Here is a 16,975-nt window from a genome sequence, read left to right as displayed (position 1 = left end):
ATTGCGTCAATTTTGTGGCAATCTTGCCCAAATTTCATTTTGGGCTGAGAATACCCAAAGTCATTTTGAAGTGTACAGGGGGAGATTGTTATGAGAGTTAGAAATGCACTATTTGCCTTGATTTTGGGTGTAATAGCCGTGCCGTCTGCAAATGCAGCTGTGATGAATTTCGATGGTGCAAATGGAAACCCGGACCCATGGGTGGAGAATGATTTTATCTTCTCACCAGTAAAGACATCCAATGACACAAAATGTTGGGGCGGGCGGTGCCTTCAGGAGATAACGCAGGGTGAGGTCACTACCATGACCTACGATGCACCAGTAGCAGACGCTACTCCTGATCCTTTCAATTTGGATTTCTTCTACTTTTCGCTGCTAGGTAATACTCCGCACGGTGACAATGTGTTGACTGTCATTGGCACGTTTGCGGATGCAACAAAGATCTCTGCGACGTTTTTCTTGGACGACCTGCTAGGAACGGTCTTGACTGACGCCACCACAAGTGTTGCAAAGCTGCACGGGGGAGAGACGAACAACACGCAAATCAAGAAGCAATCGGGCTATTGGGTCGATTTTGGTGATAGCTGGAACAATCTAATCTCAGTTGACTGGACCGGAAACACTCTTGCAAATGGGGAAATTGTCTATGGTAGAAACGGCAGTGTTCGCATCGATTGTGTGGGAGCGAATGAGAGTGTCACAGGTGCGAACAGCGGATGTAATCCTATTACGGTTGCCACTGTTCCAATTCCCGCAGCGGGACTGCTGCTCTTGGGCGCACTAGGCGGGCTTGGTTTTGCTGGTAGACGTCGCCGTAAGATTTAACCAGGCAGAAAATTATCGCTCTACCAAGGAGGACGGCCCAGTGGTCGTTCTCTTTTTGGTTATGTGTTGCTCCGAGCGGTCCTAATTGCTTGGTATGCGTACAACCTAGTCAGTGGACAATCTCCCCACCAAGAAGACCCCAATGAAAGCAACCATCGTTGTCTAGCTTGGTCTTTCCTCAGTATTCCTTCAGGTGGCCCTGCTTTTTTGGCGCATCCCAGACGCTCTTCTGAACGTCTCGCAACATCTCTTCGGTAAGCCCGTAGTCGTACACTTGAGAGACATCCCGTTTGCCTTCCTACCCACCCAGCTCCTTTATCCGGTCCTTCTGGCACACCAGCATGTCTCGCCACACTTCCTTGTCTAAAGGTACGACTTGATCTTTTGCATTTCACGAGCCAACCCCGGCAACATCGCATCACTCTTGCCATACCCATCAGCCGACCCTCCAGAAGCCCGCCCTGCAATGTACAGTTTTGCTGCTGTTGTCATTTCGCCGTCCATCGCCATGTCCTCAAAGAGGTGACGCCAACCATGGTTAGGCGCGGCTTCCTCGCGTGTCACCCCAACTTTAGACCGCACCCAGACCGACAACTCCTGCTGAGCCGTTCGCATGAACAACTTGCTCTGCGGATCCTTCCTGCACCCATCCACAAATTCAAGAAGGCCCTTGGCTAACAAATCGGGATGCACAGGCACTTTCCTGATGCTGTGTTCGTTCTTGAGCGTCTTTTTGCCTTTAGTTGTCAGCACGTAGAACCAATATCCTTCATCCATGAAGAAGTCCTTTGCGCACAATTGAGCAACTTCACTAACCCTCGCTCCAGAATAAGCCATCAACCAAGGAAGCCACCTCAAAGTTGGAGTTGCCTCTGCCCGTGCAGCCGTCAGGATAGCCCTTGCCTCATCAAGGCGAAGGGTTCGATCTTCACTCCGTACACCACGCTTATTTGGGCGTTTGACTACGTTCACCGGGTTCTGGTGTGCGTAAAGTTTCCGAGGGTATGTTGCTGGCCCCATTGCATCACCGTGCTGAGGTTCTGGAGGCGTTGAGCGATTGTGTTGTTGGCCAATTCCCCTTCTTCAAGGAGGTTAAGCTTCCAACTTTCCACGTCTTCAGCTGCAACCTAGGATGCATCCTCGCTTCCTCTATATTCAGCGAATTCTGTGGCCGCCTTGCGGAACTTCCTTAAGGTCCTCTCTGGCAATGGCTTTCCCTCTCTGCCTAAGGACCTGCGCCTATCTTCCTCATCAATGATTACAGAGGACGTCAGAACTTTAGGTGTTGGTGATTTGAAAATGTCACTTGCTGGCTGTTGTGGAATGAACTCTGGGTACTTGGCAGTCTCGCCACTATCGCTGTAATCCCCTTGTGCTTTTTTCAGGTTGACCGCGACGGCTTCGCTCATCGCCTCAGCTATCAGCGGCAGCAAGCGCGATCTCGTCTCAGCGTCCACCACCAAACCATGTCGCCGCAGGGCTACGTCAGCGAAGCCGCTGAAACGCCTCTCCAGCCCTGCTTTGTTGCATGGCGCTGGCAGCGGGCCCACCATCAGGTCTGCAAATGGGTGTGACCTCAATTGTTTGGCCTCGAAGTCCAGTGACTGAACGTGTCGCCACATTGCGGGGTCGCCGGGGTTCTCGTCCAAGATGGAGACCCAGTCGCTCCTCAACTCCCCCAGCAAGGGCTACGCACTGCTTGTGGGTTATAGCCTAGCAGGACCACATCTCAGCGCCCCCCCCCAGTGGGCGTCTACAGCCGCCAGCACTTGTGTAAACCGTTGCTTGGCTTCGTCGGCATCTGGAGACTTCAAAGACACTTTGACCACGTCTCCAACCTTCACTGTGACGAATTTATCGCCTACAAGAACGGCAATCATCGTCCCACGCGCGAACTCAGCAACATCATTAGGCACCCTGACGCGTAGATAGTAGGTTCGTCCGATCAATATTGGGTTGGGCATAACGTATCTCATTGTGTACCGCCTCTGTGTACTAGTTGAGGCAGCGCAACACCCTGATATACATGGATATGTGCGATATCAATGGGATAGAGTGGTGGGTCGTGAGAGGCTCGAACTCCCGACATCTTCGGTGTAAACGAAGCGCTCTACCAACTGAGCTAACGACCCGGTGAGCGGGTATTTAGACGGTGTTTCGATCATGTGCAAGAGGCAAGTTTCGCCTTTTTGAGAAATTGACATAGACGTCCAGACAGTGCGCAATAGATGCATGACTTTTGATCCCACGCAGCACCAGATGCTCCCGCCCCGCCCTTTCACGGACTTTCAAATCGGCGAGGTGTTTCGTGCCCCCTCGCGCACCATGACCGAGGGGGTCTTTGCATCGTTTCAAGCGGCAAGTGGCGACAATCACCCAATCCACTATGACCGCACCTATCTAAACCGCATGGGGCACAAAGATCTGATGGCGCATGGTTATCAGACGTTGATCCAAGCGGCGATCGGTGCCAGCCCTCTTGCGCATGAAATGGGCGAAGCGCTGATCGGCTTCATCGAGCAATCCTCTCGGTTTCTGAAACCGGTTTATTGTGGTGATACAATATACCCCGAGTTCGAAATCACTGCTCTGAAACCTGGCACAACAACCGGCGTGCTGACCGTGGCGATCCGCATTCACAATCAAGACGCCGTGTTGGTGGTCGAGGGGCATCAGTCCTACCTGATGCGGCTCTGATCCAAACAATTCGGGCGCTCACCGACAAAGGGAGCGCCCCGGAAAACTGGTGTATGATGAGAGATGTCTGCTTCTGACATCTTCGATCTAAACGAAACGTCCTACAGCTGAGCTATTCACCCAGTGGTGCAATCGTCGCCTCAGTCGGATGTGTCGGCAGGTCCCTGAGCGTCATCTTTCGGGGCCGTTGCCGCGGCGCCCGCTGTCTCAAGCGGTTGGCGGACGCGCGTCGTAATAACGGTGCCGTTGCTGACTTCTTTTGACTTCAGAACCTTAACCTTGCCCAACGGACGCAGATTTAGGCTGCGCCCCTCAGCCAACGCCTCTCCGAGCACAGCAAGGGCCGCCTCGATTGCTGGCTTGGCAAATTTCTTTTTGATGCCTGAACGTTCAACAACCATATCGACAAGATCGACCTTCTTCAGGTCAGGCGCACTGACCACCAGGGTGGATTCCTGCACAACAACCGGAGCGACTTTGGTCGCTGGCTTGGCGGTCTTTGGGGCCACGGGTGCCTTAGGAGCCGCTTTTCTGGTGGTCTTCGTGGTGGTTTTCTTTGTGCCCGCAGTCTTGCTGCGCGTACTTGTTGTTGCCCGAGCCATGCTTCGCCTCACCATTGTTGTTTATTTGGAAGCAACCTAACAGCGTAATGGAAACGTGGCCAGCCTGCATTCTGACGCGACAAGAGAAACGCGCGAGAAACCCCGCGCCTTTTGCTTTGTCTTTGTGTCGTCGATTTAGTGCGCTGTCGCGCCTGTCCCTGCCTCTTTGGCAAGAGCAGCCGCGGCTTCTGCGGCCTCATCCCATTCTACCGCTTCCGGCTCGCCCACAAGGGCCAGTTTCAGCACTTCGGAGACATGGGTCACAGGGATAATATCCAGACCTTCTTTGACGTTATCCGGAATTTCCGCGAGATCTTTCTCGTTTTCTTCCGGGATCAGAACGGTCTTGATACCCCCGCGCAATGCAGCCAGCAGTTTCTCTTTCAAACCACCGATTGGCATCGCGTTGCCCCGCAAAGAAACCTCGCCGGTCATGGCGATATCCCTGCGCACCGGAATGCCTGTCAGAACCGACACAATCGACGTCACCATCGCGAGACCGGCCGAAGGGCCGTCTTTGGGCGTCGCGCCGTCGGGCACGTGCACGTGGATGTCCCACTTTTCAAACTGCGGTGGTTTCACCCCGATTTTTGGGCTGATCGACCGCACATAGCTTGAGGCCGCATCGATGGATTCTTTCATCACATCGCCCAGCTTACCAGTGGTCTTCATCCGACCCTTGCCCGGCAAGCGCAGTGCTTCGATCGACAGAAGATCGCCGCCGACACTCGTCCAGGCCAGACCGGTGACAACACCCACCTGATCGTCCTGTTCTGCCAGCCCATAACGGAATTTCTTCACGCCAAGGAAATCATCAACATTCTCAGCCGTGACAGTCACGTGTTCGGCTTCTTTCTTGACGATCTGGGTGACCGCCTTGCGTGCCAGCTTGGCGATCTCACGCTCAAGGTTCCGCACGCCCGCCTCGCGAGTGTAACGCTGGATGACTTCGGTCAGTGCCTCATCGGTGATCTCGAACTCGGACTTTTTCAGACCGTGGTTCTTGACCTGCTTAGCGATCAGGTGCTGTTTGGCGATCTCGCGCTTTTCGTCTTCGGTGTAGCCGGCCAGCGGGATGACTTCCATCCGGTCCAGCAGCGGGCCCGGCATGTTGTAGCTGTTCGCCGTGGTCAGGAACATCACGTTCGAGAGGTCATATTCGACCTCGAGATAGTGGTCGACAAAGGTGCCGTTCTGTTCGGGATCAAGAACCTCGAGCATGGCCGAAGCAGGATCACCCCGGAAGTCCTGACCCATCTTGTCGATCTCGTCGAGCAGGATCAGCGGGTTGGTGGTCTTGGCCTTTTTCAGCGCCTGAATGATCTTGCCGGGCATCGAGCCGATGTAAGTTCGGCGGTGACCGCGAATCTCAGACTCGTCGCGCACGCCACCCAGCGAGATGCGAATAAATTCGCGCCCCGTGGCCTTGGCCACCGACTTCCCAAGCGAAGTTTTGCCCACGCCCGGAGGGCCGACAAGGCACATGATCGGGCCTTTCAGTTTTTTCGAACGCTGCTGCACGGCAAGGTACTCAACGATGCGTTCTTTAACCTTTTCAAGGCCATAGTGATCGTCATCCAACACAGACTGTGCTTTGTTCAGGTCTTTCTTGACGCGACCTTTCTTGCCCCACGGGATGCTGAGCATCCAGTCGAGATAGTTGCGTACAACCGTGGCCTCGGCACTCATCGGCGACATGTTCTTCAGCTTTTTCAGCTCTGCGTCGGCCTTTTCCTTGGCCTCTTTAGAAAGCTTGGTCTCAGCAATCTTCGCTTCCAGCTCGGCAACTTCATTTGAGCCATCTTCGCCATCACCCAACTCTTTCTGAATGGCCTTCATTTGCTCATTCAGATAGTATTCGCGCTGGGTTTTCTCCATCTGGGATTTGACGCGGGTTTTTATCTTTTTCTCAACCTGCAGGACGCTCATTTCGCCCTGCATCAGGCCATAGACCTTTTCGAGGCGCTCGCTGACGGACAGCGTCTCAAGCAACTCTTGTTTTTGGTCGACTTCAATCCCGAGATGACCAGACACCAGATCGGCCAGTTTGGCCGGCTCAACGGTTTCTGCAACGGCGGCCAGCGCCTCTTCGGGGATGTTCTTTCTGACCTTGGCGTAGCGCTCAAACTCATCGCCTACGGTGCGCAACAGCGCTTCGATCGTGGCGGCGTCGCCGGGCAGTTCGCTGAGATACTCAGCGCGGCCCTCAAAGAAATCTTCGTTGGTCAGGAATTCCGTGATCTGCACGCGTGCAACACCTTCGACCAACACCTTGACGGTGCCATCAGGCAGCTTCAGCAGTTGCAGCACATTGGCCAGCACCCCGGCGCGATAGATATCGTCGGCTTCTGGGTCGTCCTGTGCGGGATCAACCTGACTCGACAGCAAAATCTGCTTGTCGTCCTGCATCACCTCTTCCAGCGCCCGCACGGATTTGTCGCGACCGACAAACAGCGGCACAATCATATGTGGAAAGACCACAATATCGCGCAGCGGCAGTACTGGGTAGGATGCGTTAAGGGGTTCTAACATGCTCAGTCCTTGTTCTTGGCAAAACAGCGCAGGTCCCTGACATAGGCAACCTTTTGGCCATTTCCGTTTCCTGAATGATCAATTTGGGTTCTGTGCGCCGAATTTCAACCAATCCAGATGGTGGCACGCAGAATGCCCTCGCCAGAACAGAGGTGCAAGCACGCTTTGTGTTTAATCCACAGGAAAATTCGACCTCGACGAGATAGTCGCGGGGCGACTTGCGGCTTGCCTGCAAGCGCGCCGAACCACTGGTGCCTCACAAAGGCTCAATATCGCCTTGCGCACGTCCTTCGTGGAAATCCTTTTGCCACGCGTCAAACGTGCCCGCGGCAATTGCGTCCCGCATACCCTGCATGATCTCTTGAAAGTAATGCAGGTTGTGCCAGGTCAGCAGCATGCCTGAAATCATCTCATTGGCGCGGAAAACGTGGTGCAGATAAGCCCGGGAATAGTTGGAGCAGGCTGGACAACTGCAGCGTTCGTCCAAAGGACGCGGATCATCGGCGTGGCGGGCGTTCTTGATATTCACAACACCGTGCCGGGTAAAGACCTGCCCGGTTCGGCCAGACCGCGACGGCAATACACAATCCATCATGTCGATGCCTCGCGCGACGGCGCCAACAATATCATCCGGCTTGCCCACGCCCATCAGATAGCGCGGCTTGTCGGTTGGCAGCATATCCGGTGCATAATCAAGGCAGCCAAACATCGCCTCTTGCCCTTCACCCACCGCAAGGCCACCAACTGCATAGCCCTCGAATCCGATGGCCTTCAGAGCCTCGGCGCTTTCTTCCCGGAAATCCTGTTCCAGACCGCCCTGCTGGATACCGAACAGTGCGTGCCCCGGACGATCTCCAAATGCCACCCGTGAACGCTCGGCCCACCGCATTGACAGACGCATTGAGCTGGCTATCCGGTCGCGGTCGGCGGGCAGCGCGGGGCATTCGTCAAAACACATGACGATGTCCGATCCCAACAATCGCTGGATCTCCATCGAGCGTTCGGGCGTCAGTTCGTGTTTGCTACCGTCAATGTGGCTTTTGAAAGTCACACCCTTCTCGGTCAGCTTGCGAAGTTCTGCCAGCGACATCACCTGAAATCCGCCGGAGTCCGTCAGGATCGGACGCTCCCAGTTCATGAACTTGTGCAGCCCGCCCAATCGGTCGATGCGCTCCGCCGTCGGGCGCAACATCAGGTGATAGGTATTGCCCAGAAGAATGTCGGCTCCGGTTGCGCGCACCGACTCTGGCATCATCGCTTTCACAGTCGCCGCAGTGCCGACGGGCATAAAGGCAGGCGTGCGGATCTCGCCGCGGGGCGTGGAGATCACACCCATTCGTGCGTTGCCATCTGTGGCTTTGAGCTCAAAGGAAAACTTGCCCGACATACCTATCCTATCCCGCAAATCTGCTGATCGCTGCCTTTAGCGCCAATTGCCGCCCCTTGCCAAGCCCAGGGGACAATCAAAATCTCTGACCGCACTGGTCGCGAGGGCCGATTGCCGTGGCCTTGGTCGGATTTCTCGGCTAACGCTTGCGACATGCGCCTGTCCTTCCAACTGTCTCTCTTTGCCATCTTCCTGCTTTGGCTTGCGGGTCTGACAGCTGCCGCACAGTTCTCTAAAATTGCTGTGCCGTTTGATCTTGTGCAGGCCCTATATCCGCAAGCGGGGGCCTCAATCGGTTGGCTCTTAACCCTGATCAGCGCGCTTGGCGCTGGTTTGGGAATGGTTGCAGGTACCTTGGCCGGACAAGTCGGCAGCTTGCGCATCCTTGTCGCCGCGCTGTTGCTCGGTGCCATCTGTTCACTCTGGCAGGCCACGCTGCCTGCATTGCCCCTTATGATGCTCTCGCGCCTGATCGAAGGCCTGTCTCACCTCGGCATCGTTGTGGCGGCCCCGACTCTGATCGCTCAGATCAGCACTGATCGCATTCGCGGCGCGGCGCTTTCACTTTGGAGCACGTTCTTTGGTGTCAGCTTTGCCCTGACCGCTTGGCTGGGGTTGCCCTTGATTGACGTCGCCGGCCTCGAAGCGCTGTTCCTGCTGCACGCTATGGTTATGGCCGCGCTGGCGCTTGGGTTGGGGATGCTCCTGCGAGGCGCGGCCGCTCAGGCCGGGGTCCGCCCCTCGTTGTCCATGGGACATATTCTGCGACAGCACGCCCAATCCTACCGTTCGCCCTATATCTCTGCGGCCGCGCTGGGCTGGGTCTTTTACACGCTGACCTTTGTTTCGCTCCTGACCCTGTTGCCCCCGCTCTTACCCGTTGAGACGCGTGCGGTCATCATCGGCGCAATACCTCTGGCCAGTATTGCTGTTTCCCTCTTGTGTGTGCCGGTTCTGCTAACACGGATCGCGGCCGTGCGCGTGGTGGTCCTTGGGTTCGTCCTGTCTGTTTTGGTTTTGGGCCTTTTGCCTCATGGCGTTCCGGTCGGGGTGGTTGCTATCACGCTATTTGCAGCTCTTGGTCTGGTTCAGGGCGCAACCTTTGCAGCCGTTCCACAACTCAACGCCTCGCTTGAATCCCGCGCGCTGGCCAATGGGGCGTTGGCGCAAATGGGCAACGTCGGCAATCTCCTAGGCACCCCAATCTTATTGGCTTTGTTGGTGCATGGGGGACCAACCCTCGCTTTTACCTGCATCGCAGTTCTTTACGTGCTTGGCGCTGTCGCTCACGAATACCTGCACTTGCGCCGACGCAGGCTGGGAGAAATCCAAGGCCCCTGACCCCGCGAGTATCCCGGCAAGACAGCAAAAAAATCACGAGACTCAGCCGCCATTTCGCGACATACCTGTCTTGAAAACACCCGACTCAACCCCCATTTGTATACCAATGTATACCCAGTGGAGATTTTTTATGTCAGAAGAATTTATTCTAGATCTATTGACCGCCAACATTGTTTTGCTGCTTGGCGCCGTGCTTTTGATTGTCGTAGTTGTCAAAGGCATCAAGATCGTACCGCAATCCGAGAAATATGTGGTCGAGCGGTTTGGCCGCCTGCATTCGGTGCTTGGGCCCGGTATCAATTTTATCGTGCCGTTTCTTGATGTGGCGCGTCACAGGATTTCGATCCTAGAGCGCCAATTGCCGAACGCGACGCAGGACGCCATCACCAAAGACAACGTTTTGGTCCAGATCGACACCTCGGTGTTTTATCGCATTCTTGAGCCGGAAAAGACGGTTTACCGAATCCGTGACGTAGATGGCGCAATTGCGACCACCGTCGCTGGCATCGTGCGGGCCGAAATCGGTAAAATGGACCTTGATGAGGTACAATCAAACCGCGCCCAGCTGATCAACCAGATCCAAACGAGCGTCGAAGATGCTGTGGATGATTGGGGCATCGAGGTGACGCGCGCCGAGATTCTGGACGTGAATCTGGATCAGGCCACCCGCGACGCCATGCTACAACAGCTGAACGCTGAACGTGCGCGCCGCGCTCAAGTGACCGAAGCCGAAGGAACCAAGCGCGCGGTCGAGCTGAACGCGGATGCAGAGCTTTATGCCGCAGAACAAATCGCCAAAGCCCGCCGCATTCAGGCTGATGCCGAAGCCTATGCAACGGAAGTGGTTGCCAAAGCGATCCGCGATAACGGGATCGAAGCGGCCCAGTATCAGGTTGCGCTGAAACAGGTCGAAGCTCTGAACGCGCTTGGGGGTGGTGAAGGCCAGCAGACCGTGATTGTTCCCGCGCAAGCGTTGGAAGCTTTTGGGGATGCGTTCAAAATGTTGAAGGGTGGTGCCAAATGACTGCGCTGATGACGACATGGTGGGTTTGGCTGGCATCTGCATTGGTGCTGGCCATTCTCGAGGTGTTGGTGCCGGGCTTTGTCTTTTTGGGGTTTGCCATCGGCGCGGCCTTGGTCGGCCTGCTGCTGCTTGGCCCCGCTGCGCTGTTGTCGGTTCCAATGCTGTTGTTGATCTTTGCCGCCCTGTCGCTGGTGTCCTGGCTGCTATTGAAACGCTTTTTTGCATTGCCCAAAGGTCAGGTGAAAACCTTCAACCACGATATCAACGACAATTGAGTGGTACGAAATAGCGCGTTCACACCCTCTGGACCTCGTCGTGTCTAAACCCTATATGTTCACTCAGGATTGAGACAGGACCCGGACATGACCCAGGCAACCGACCCCATCGAGGGCACCCCATTGATTGCGCCCTCGAGCACAGACCACCCGTTGCACGAGGCATCGGTTGAGGCCTGCCGCAGCGTCTATGACCCGGAGATCCCGGTTAACATCTACGATCTGGGTTTGATCTATACGATTGAGATCTCGGATGAGAATGACGTGAGTGTCATCATGACCCTGACCGCACCTGGGTGCCCGGTTGCCGGCGAAATGCCGGGTTGGGTCCAAGAGGCGATTGCCGGTGTTGCCGGCGTGCGCAACGTTGAGGTTGAACTGGTCTGGTCTCCACCGTGGGGCATGGAGATGATGTCCGACGAAGCCCGCCTCGAGCTGGGCTTTATGTAAAACCGTCATCCAAACATCACCATTTCTTAACAGCGTTGCCATTGCGCTGTTACGCCCACGCGCGACTGCAAACACACGATCCTTTTCCAACAGGAGTGTTTCGCATGTTGCGCACTGTAATGCTGGCCGCTCTGGCCATTTCTCCGCTGCCTGCACTGGCAGCTGATGTCGACTTGGGCCCTCGCCCCTACTATCTGATCAATCAAATGCAGGACGGACCGCTGAAACAGCGCCTTCAGGCCTGCGAAAACATGGCAATGAAGCCACATCCCTTTTCAATCGGCCACCGAGGCGCGCCCTTGATGTTTCCCGAACATACCGTCGAGTCAAACCGAGCTGCCACACGCATGGGGGCTGCGATTCTCGAGTGCGACGTGACATTTACCAAGGATCTTGAACTGGTCTGCCGCCACGCTCAGAACGATCTTCACACCACCACCAACATTCTTGCCACAGATCTGGCCGCAAAATGCACCGCCGGGTTTTCACCTGCGAACGGTGATGCCAAGGCGACGGCCGAGTGCCGCGCCTCGGACATCACACTGGCCGAGTTTCGCACACTGAATGGCAAAATGGATGCCGCAGATGCCGCAGCCACAACGGTGGAAGCCTATATGGACGGCACCGCAGGATGGCGCACCGATCTATATGCCACCAAAGGCACGTTGATGACCCATGCCGAGTCGATTGCCCTGTTCCGGGATCTTGGTGCCAAGTTCACACCCGAGCTGAAATCGCCCTCGGTCGAGATGCCATTCAATGGATTTACCCAAGCTGACTATGCTCAGAAGTTAATTGACGAATACAAAGCAGCCGGAATCCCGGCATCGGATGTCTGGGCCCAATCTTTCAACCTCAACGACGTCCTTTACTGGATTGAAAACGAACCTGAATTTGGCCAGCAAGCTGTATTCCTTGATGACAGCTACAACATCGACGGCTTCGACTCGAACGACCCTGAAACCTTCCCGCATGACTTTGTCGAACTGCATGCCAAGGGCGTCAACTACATCGCCCCCCCGATGTGGATGCTGGTCACCGTTGAGAACGGCGAAATCGTTCCTTCGGCCTATACCAAAGAGGCCAAAAACGCTGGGTTGAAACTCATCACCTGGACACTGGAACGCTCTGGCCCGCTGGAAAACGGCGGCGGCTGGTACTTCCAGACCGTTAAGGACGTGACGGGCAGCGATGCCATGTATTTTGAGCTGCTACACGTTCTGGCGCAGGACGTCGGTATCGAAGGCATCTTCTCGGATTGGCCTGCTACCGTGACCTACTACGCCAACTGCATGATGCCCGACGCGTCGTAATCGCAACGAAACGTGACCGGCTCCGGCAGAGAAATCCGGCGGGGCCATCTTGATGCGGGGACAATCCTGACCTATTTTGTCACTCGAAACCCGCGAGGAACCCCACATGTTCGGCATTCCCGGCAAACAGGCCGTGACCATGACCCCAAAGGCGGCGGCACAAATTGCCCGCCTGATGGAGAAAGACGGCCATTCCGGCCTGCGTATCGGCGTCAAAAAAGGCGGCTGTGCGGGTATGGAATACACGATGGACTATGTGACCGAGACCGACCCTCATGATGAGGTGGTCGAGCAGGACGGCGCCGTGGTGATGATTGCCCCGATGGCGCAGATGTTCCTGTTTGGCACCGAGATTGACTATGAGGTGTCGCTGCTGGAATCCGGTTTCAAGTTCAACAATCCCAACGTATCCGAAGCTTGTGGGTGTGGTGAGTCGATCAAGTTCGACGATATTGAAACACTCGCCGCCAATCGCGATTATGGCGTTCCGAACCTCAGCTAAACTCTATTTGCTAAGTGTCGTTGGTTGCTGTGCGCCGGCAGGACCTGCCATGCGACGCAAGGCAGGCTTGACGCCCATGCCCTGAGCGCAGAAAACGGGGCAACAAATGGTTTCAGGGACATGACATGCGACGCAAACTGGCAGCAGGCAATTGGAAGATGAACGGTATTTCTGGCGCGTTGGAGGAGCTGCGCGCCATCGCCGCAACAGAGACCACACAGACCGACTTGTTGATTTGCCCCCCCGCGACGCTGATCTCGCGGGCCGCTGACGCCACCAATGGCTCAGCGCTGGCCATTGGTGGACAGGATTGCCACGCCAACACCTCTGGCGCCCACACTGGCGACACTGCGGCCGCCATGATCGCGGATGCGGGTGCCACACATGTGATCACCGGCCATTCCGAACGCCGCACGGATCACGGTGAGAGCAATGCCGACATCGCTGCCAAAACGGCTGCCGCGTGGGACGCCGGGTTGGTCGCCGTGGTCTGCCTTGGCGAAAGCCTCGTACAGCGCGAAGCGGGAGACACCATTGATGTGATCGGCACACAGTTGGCGGGCTCCCTGCCCGACGGCGCGACAGCCGACAATACTGTCATCGCCTATGAACCCATTTGGGCCATCGGCACTGGGCTGATCCCGTCGATGGAGCAAATCGAAGAGGTCCACAATTTTCTGCGCGGCGCTCTGATTGGGCGCTTCGGGAATGAGATCGGCGACGCCATTCGCCTGCTCTATGGCGGCTCAGTGAAACCCGACAACGCCGAAGATATCTTTGCGGTTTCCAATGTCGATGGCGCTCTGGTGGGCGGCGCGAGCCTGAAAGCGACGGATTTCGGGGCGATCGTTAAGGCATTGGATGTCGCCTAGGATTTGCATTGCAAAGAGACCTCTCACAGGGCAATGCAGCTAACCCAGCGCAGCCACCAGATAGGCACATCCCAGCCCTCCGGTTAGCAAGATCAGCCCCCATGACGCGACGGTGTTGAACTCATTGTCCGGGTGGCGCCGGAACAGAACATGCAAGCCGACGTGAAGTATTGAAAAGCCGGCGAGTCCAAGACGTACAGAGTTGACCGAGCTACCATCGCCGCCCCAGAGGATCAGCGTGATCAACGGCACATGGGCCCAGATGAACACCTGTGCGCCCACAGGGTCCGGCAGAAAGCTGGTTAACGGCAATATCCGCCATTCGTGACGCCGCACCGCATCCAATTCATGCGCCAGAAAAGCGCCGACCAAAGCGTAGTAGAGTACATCAGACATGTTGCCTCTTCATGGTCCCGTACCGCAGAAGACCAGCCAAGCACATTGGAAGGCGTTTCAAAGACGATTTCAAACGTCTTACTCAGCCCCCGACGCCGCGATTTTGAGCCCCCATGTCGTGGCACCATTGTCATCGGCAAATTGCATGCCGCGGAGTTCAGTGGCCCCACCCTTTAGCACGGCCATAACGACCTCATCACTCAGATGGCTCGACAACACCCAATGCCAGGTCTTGCCGGAAATGCCCGAAAGGTCTTGCAGTTTTGGCGCGAGGATATTGGCCAGCAAGGTAGACGCCTGTTTCGGCCCCATCTTGACCAGCGCCTTGCCATGTTCTCCGTCGATGTGGATAGGCTCAATCAATTCCCCACCTGCCGGCGCTTCTTTGGTCAGGATTACGTCGATGCCCGGCAGAGGGCTTTGGGACCGTTCAGACCCTGAGAAAGCCAGCACATGACCTGGCACACAGGCCGCTGCCCCCATCATCAGAAATTGGCGTTTGCTGAGGGTCATGAAAACCTCCCCTAAGTTTCGCGTCTCTGCTTGTTAGCACCCTGCCCGGCCCCAGACTTTGATAAATATCAGATTGCAGAGCCCAAAAACAAAAACGGCCCCGGAACATACCGGGACCGCTTCAATACTTTGTTTTTCCCTAGTGGGTTATGATCTCCGGCCCCATGAAGGTGTTGGGCAGGAAGGTCGAGATCACCGGAATGTAAGTCACCATGATCAGGAAGACGAACAGCACGGCCAGGAATGGCAAGGCAGCGCGTACGACACTCATCATCGGCATGCCTGCGACCCCTGACGTCACGAAGAGGTTCAGACCCACAGGTGGCGTAATCATCCCGATCTCCATGTTGACCACCATGATGATGCCAAGGTGGATCGGGTCGATGCCCAGCTGGATGGCAATGGGGAACACCAGTGGTGCAACAATCACCAAGAGGCCCGATGGCTCCATGAACTGTCCACCGATCAGCAGGATCACGTTCACCACGATCAGGAACATGACTGGTCCAAAGCCCGCGCTCAGCATCGCACCAGCGATGTGCTGAGGCACTTGTTGTTCGGTCAGAACATGCTTCAGGATCAGCGCGTTGGCGATCACGAACAACAGCGTCACTGTCAGTTTGCCAGCCTCAAACAACGTGTGTTTGGTGTCTTCGTGAACCAGAGCGGTAATCAGAGCATGCGGCTTGCGCAAAAGCTTGCCCTTACCATTGCCCCGGTCCGCCAGAGGTCCCATGTCTTTATAGATGAAAGACGCGATCAGGAACGAATAGACAGCGGCTACAGCAGCGGCTTCAGTCGGCGTGAAAATCCCGCCATAAATCCCACCCAGGATGATGACGATCAGGAACAGACCCCAACCAGCTTCTGCGCCGGATTCAAAGATCTCACCCCAACCGCGCCATTCACCTTTGGGCAGGTTCTTGACCTTGGCCATGACGTAGATCGTGACCATCAGCATGATGCCAGCCATAAGGCCCGGAATAACGCCTGCGAGGAACATCCGGCCAACCGAGACTTCTACTGCGGCAGCGTAAACCACCATCACGATCGAAGGCGGGATCAGGATGCCCAGCGTGCCTGCGTTACAGATCACACCGGCGGCGAATTCCTTGGTATAGCCCACCTGACGCATGCCCGCGATCACGATAGAGCCGATGGCCACCACCGTTGCAGGCGAAGAACCCGAAAGAGCCGCAAACATCATACATGCGAACACGCCCGCAATCGCTAGACCACCCGGCAGGTGCCCTACGCAGGCGATGGAAAAGCGGATGATCCGCTGCGCCACGCCACCGGTCGTCATGAACGACGATGCGAGGATAAAGAACGGGATCGCCAGAAGTGTGAAGTGTCCCTCAAAAGCTTCGAACAATGTACCCGCGACAGAGGCCAGCGTAGCGTCCGAGAAGAACAACAGGAACAGGATCGATGACAGACCCAATGAAACAGCGATAGGTACACCGATCAGCAACAGGCCGATGACCATCGCGAATAGTAGAACGACTTCCATCAGTCATGCTCCCCTTGCTGAGCTCGTACTTCTTCAATCTCGTCTTCGACTTCGTGGCTGGCGACCAGACGGTCGGTTTCACCGCGCCAGATCTGCATCGAGGCCTGTGCAAAGCGATAGAGCAACAACAGCATCGATACCGGCAACACGAGATATGGCACCACTTTGGGCAGCTTTTCGTATTCGTCGCCGTAATTGATCAGGTCTTCAAGGAAGCGGAAGATGCCGATCATCGGCACGTCCTGAACCTCGTAGAAACTTTGGCTGCGGAACTTGTCGGCAAAGCCCGTTGGGAACCAACGGCCCGAGGTGGGCGGCAGGTCCGCAAACACGGCCCAGTAATCATAAGCGCCCTTGACCATAAAGACCGAGAACAACAGGCAGGCCGCGACCGCGATGATGCCCATAATGCGTGCCACGCCTGCGGGTACCATGTTGATGATCGCATCGACACCAAGATGACTGTGTTTCTTGACCGCATAGGACGCGCCCAGCAGCACAAGCCAGCCGAACAGGAACACCGTAAGTTCCAGCGCCCAGAGAATATTTGAGTTAAAGCCGAACCGGGCAATGACGTTGGCAAAAGTAATCACCGTCATCAGCCCAAGGAGGATCGCAATCAGCGTCTCCTCGATCCGGTCCACGAAACTATGCTTGTGTTGCATGTCCCCATGTCCCCGAAATTTTGGTTAAGGCACAGCCATGTCCGGTTAGGTGATCCGGATTTTGTGTA

At 55.9% G+C, this 16,975-nt stretch carries 19 protein-coding genes and 1 tRNA gene; 9 read left to right on the top strand and 11 right to left on the bottom strand.

Features of this window, described 5'->3' with window-relative positions:
• Positions 1–90: 90 nt before the first annotated feature.
• Positions 91–825 (top strand): VPLPA-CTERM sorting domain-containing protein, encoded by a 735-nt coding sequence (locus Q0932_RS05045; RefSeq protein WP_299350234.1) that lies wholly within the window; start codon positions 91–93, stop codon positions 823–825.
• A 363-nt stretch (positions 826–1,188) separates the two neighbouring features.
• Here Q0932_RS05045 and Q0932_RS05040 read toward each other — a convergent pair whose 3' ends face one another.
• The 4 genes from Q0932_RS05040 to Q0932_RS05025 all read right to left on the bottom strand — a co-directional run bounded on the left by Q0932_RS05040 (position 1,189) and on the right by Q0932_RS05025 (position 2,957).
• Complete coding sequence (locus Q0932_RS05040) at positions 1,189–1,602, bottom strand: hypothetical protein (protein ID WP_299350233.1); 414 nt, start codon at positions 1,600–1,602, stop codon at positions 1,189–1,191.
• Positions 1,603–1,952: 350 nt separating this feature from the next.
• Complete coding sequence (locus tag Q0932_RS05035) at positions 1,953–2,258, bottom strand: hypothetical protein (RefSeq protein ID WP_299350231.1); 306 nt, start codon at positions 2,256–2,258, stop codon at positions 1,953–1,955.
• Positions 2,259–2,531: 273 nt separating this feature from the next.
• A complete protein-coding gene (locus tag Q0932_RS05030; protein ID WP_299350230.1) occupies positions 2,532–2,789 on the bottom strand; it encodes a DUF6538 domain-containing protein in 258 nt (85 codons plus the stop codon).
• Between the two features lie 92 nt (positions 2,790–2,881).
• A tRNA-Val gene (locus Q0932_RS05025) sits at positions 2,882–2,957 on the bottom strand.
• A gap of 100 nt (positions 2,958–3,057) precedes the next feature.
• Between Q0932_RS05025 and Q0932_RS05020 the strand changes: the two genes are divergently transcribed.
• Positions 3,058–3,522, top strand: coding sequence for a MaoC family dehydratase (locus Q0932_RS05020; RefSeq protein WP_299350229.1), 465 nt, complete (start codon positions 3,058–3,060; stop codon positions 3,520–3,522).
• 140 nt (positions 3,523–3,662) lie between these two features.
• Here the strand turns inward: Q0932_RS05020 and Q0932_RS05015 are convergent, their stop codons facing one another.
• The 3 genes from Q0932_RS05015 to tgt all read right to left on the bottom strand — a co-directional run bounded on the left by Q0932_RS05015 (position 3,663) and on the right by tgt (position 8,043).
• Entirely contained in the window at positions 3,663–4,124 is a 462-nt protein-coding gene (locus tag Q0932_RS05015; protein WP_299350228.1) for an HU family DNA-binding protein, read from the bottom strand.
• A 135-nt stretch (positions 4,125–4,259) separates the two neighbouring features.
• A complete protein-coding gene (gene lon, locus Q0932_RS05010) occupies positions 4,260–6,656 on the bottom strand; it encodes an endopeptidase La (RefSeq protein ID WP_299350227.1) in 2,397 nt (798 codons plus the stop codon).
• 256 nt (positions 6,657–6,912) lie between these two features.
• On the bottom strand, positions 6,913–8,043 hold the full coding sequence (tgt, locus tag Q0932_RS05005) for a tRNA guanosine(34) transglycosylase Tgt (RefSeq protein WP_299350225.1): 1,131 nt from the start codon (positions 8,041–8,043) through the stop codon (positions 6,913–6,915).
• Between the two features lie 153 nt (positions 8,044–8,196).
• Between tgt and Q0932_RS05000 the strand changes: the two genes are divergently transcribed.
• From Q0932_RS05000 to tpiA, 7 genes are all read left to right on the top strand, one after another.
• A complete protein-coding gene (locus tag Q0932_RS05000) occupies positions 8,197–9,384 on the top strand; it encodes an MFS transporter (RefSeq protein ID WP_299350223.1) in 1,188 nt (395 codons plus the stop codon).
• Between the two features lie 130 nt (positions 9,385–9,514).
• A complete protein-coding gene (locus Q0932_RS04995) occupies positions 9,515–10,408 on the top strand; it encodes an SPFH domain-containing protein (protein ID WP_299350221.1) in 894 nt (297 codons plus the stop codon).
• Positions 10,405–10,683 (top strand): hypothetical protein, encoded by a 279-nt coding sequence (locus Q0932_RS04990; RefSeq protein ID WP_299350219.1) that lies wholly within the window; start codon positions 10,405–10,407, stop codon positions 10,681–10,683. The genes Q0932_RS04995 and Q0932_RS04990 overlap by 4 nt, the downstream gene beginning before the upstream one ends.
• Before the next feature lie 87 nt (positions 10,684–10,770).
• The gene (locus Q0932_RS04985; RefSeq protein ID WP_299350217.1) at positions 10,771–11,133 is read left to right on the top strand and encodes an SUF system Fe-S cluster assembly protein; all 363 of its coding nucleotides are present in this window, start codon (positions 10,771–10,773) and stop codon (positions 11,131–11,133) included.
• Between the two features lie 119 nt (positions 11,134–11,252).
• Complete coding sequence (locus Q0932_RS04980) at positions 11,253–12,446, top strand: glycerophosphodiester phosphodiesterase family protein (RefSeq protein WP_299350639.1); 1,194 nt, start codon at positions 11,253–11,255, stop codon at positions 12,444–12,446.
• 106 nt (positions 12,447–12,552) lie between these two features.
• The gene (locus Q0932_RS04975) at positions 12,553–12,948 is read left to right on the top strand and encodes an iron-sulfur cluster assembly accessory protein (RefSeq protein WP_299350215.1); all 396 of its coding nucleotides are present in this window, start codon (positions 12,553–12,555) and stop codon (positions 12,946–12,948) included.
• A gap of 125 nt (positions 12,949–13,073) precedes the next feature.
• Positions 13,074–13,820: a triose-phosphate isomerase gene (tpiA, locus tag Q0932_RS04970; protein ID WP_299350213.1), complete on the top strand. Its 747-nt coding sequence runs from the start codon at positions 13,074–13,076 to the stop codon at positions 13,818–13,820.
• Between the two features lie 39 nt (positions 13,821–13,859).
• Here the strand turns inward: tpiA and Q0932_RS04965 are convergent, their stop codons facing one another.
• The 4 genes from Q0932_RS04965 to Q0932_RS04950 all read right to left on the bottom strand — a co-directional run bounded on the left by Q0932_RS04965 (position 13,860) and on the right by Q0932_RS04950 (position 16,907).
• Complete coding sequence (locus Q0932_RS04965) at positions 13,860–14,216, bottom strand: DUF6713 family protein (protein ID WP_299350211.1); 357 nt, start codon at positions 14,214–14,216, stop codon at positions 13,860–13,862.
• 78 nt (positions 14,217–14,294) lie between these two features.
• Positions 14,295–14,729: a hypothetical protein gene (locus tag Q0932_RS04960; RefSeq protein ID WP_299350210.1), complete on the bottom strand. Its 435-nt coding sequence runs from the start codon at positions 14,727–14,729 to the stop codon at positions 14,295–14,297.
• A gap of 139 nt (positions 14,730–14,868) precedes the next feature.
• Positions 14,869–16,242, bottom strand: coding sequence for a TRAP transporter large permease (locus tag Q0932_RS04955; protein WP_299350208.1), 1,374 nt, complete (start codon positions 16,240–16,242; stop codon positions 14,869–14,871).
• Positions 16,242–16,907: a TRAP transporter small permease gene (locus Q0932_RS04950; protein WP_299350206.1), complete on the bottom strand. Its 666-nt coding sequence runs from the start codon at positions 16,905–16,907 to the stop codon at positions 16,242–16,244. The genes Q0932_RS04955 and Q0932_RS04950 overlap by 1 nt, the downstream gene beginning before the upstream one ends.
• Between the last annotated feature and the right edge of the window lie 68 nt (positions 16,908–16,975).

The organism is uncultured Shimia sp., assembly GCF_947498095.1.
GTDB lineage: Bacteria > Pseudomonadota > Alphaproteobacteria > Rhodobacterales > Rhodobacteraceae > Shimia.
This window is presented reverse-complemented; position numbering and strand designations above follow the sequence as displayed.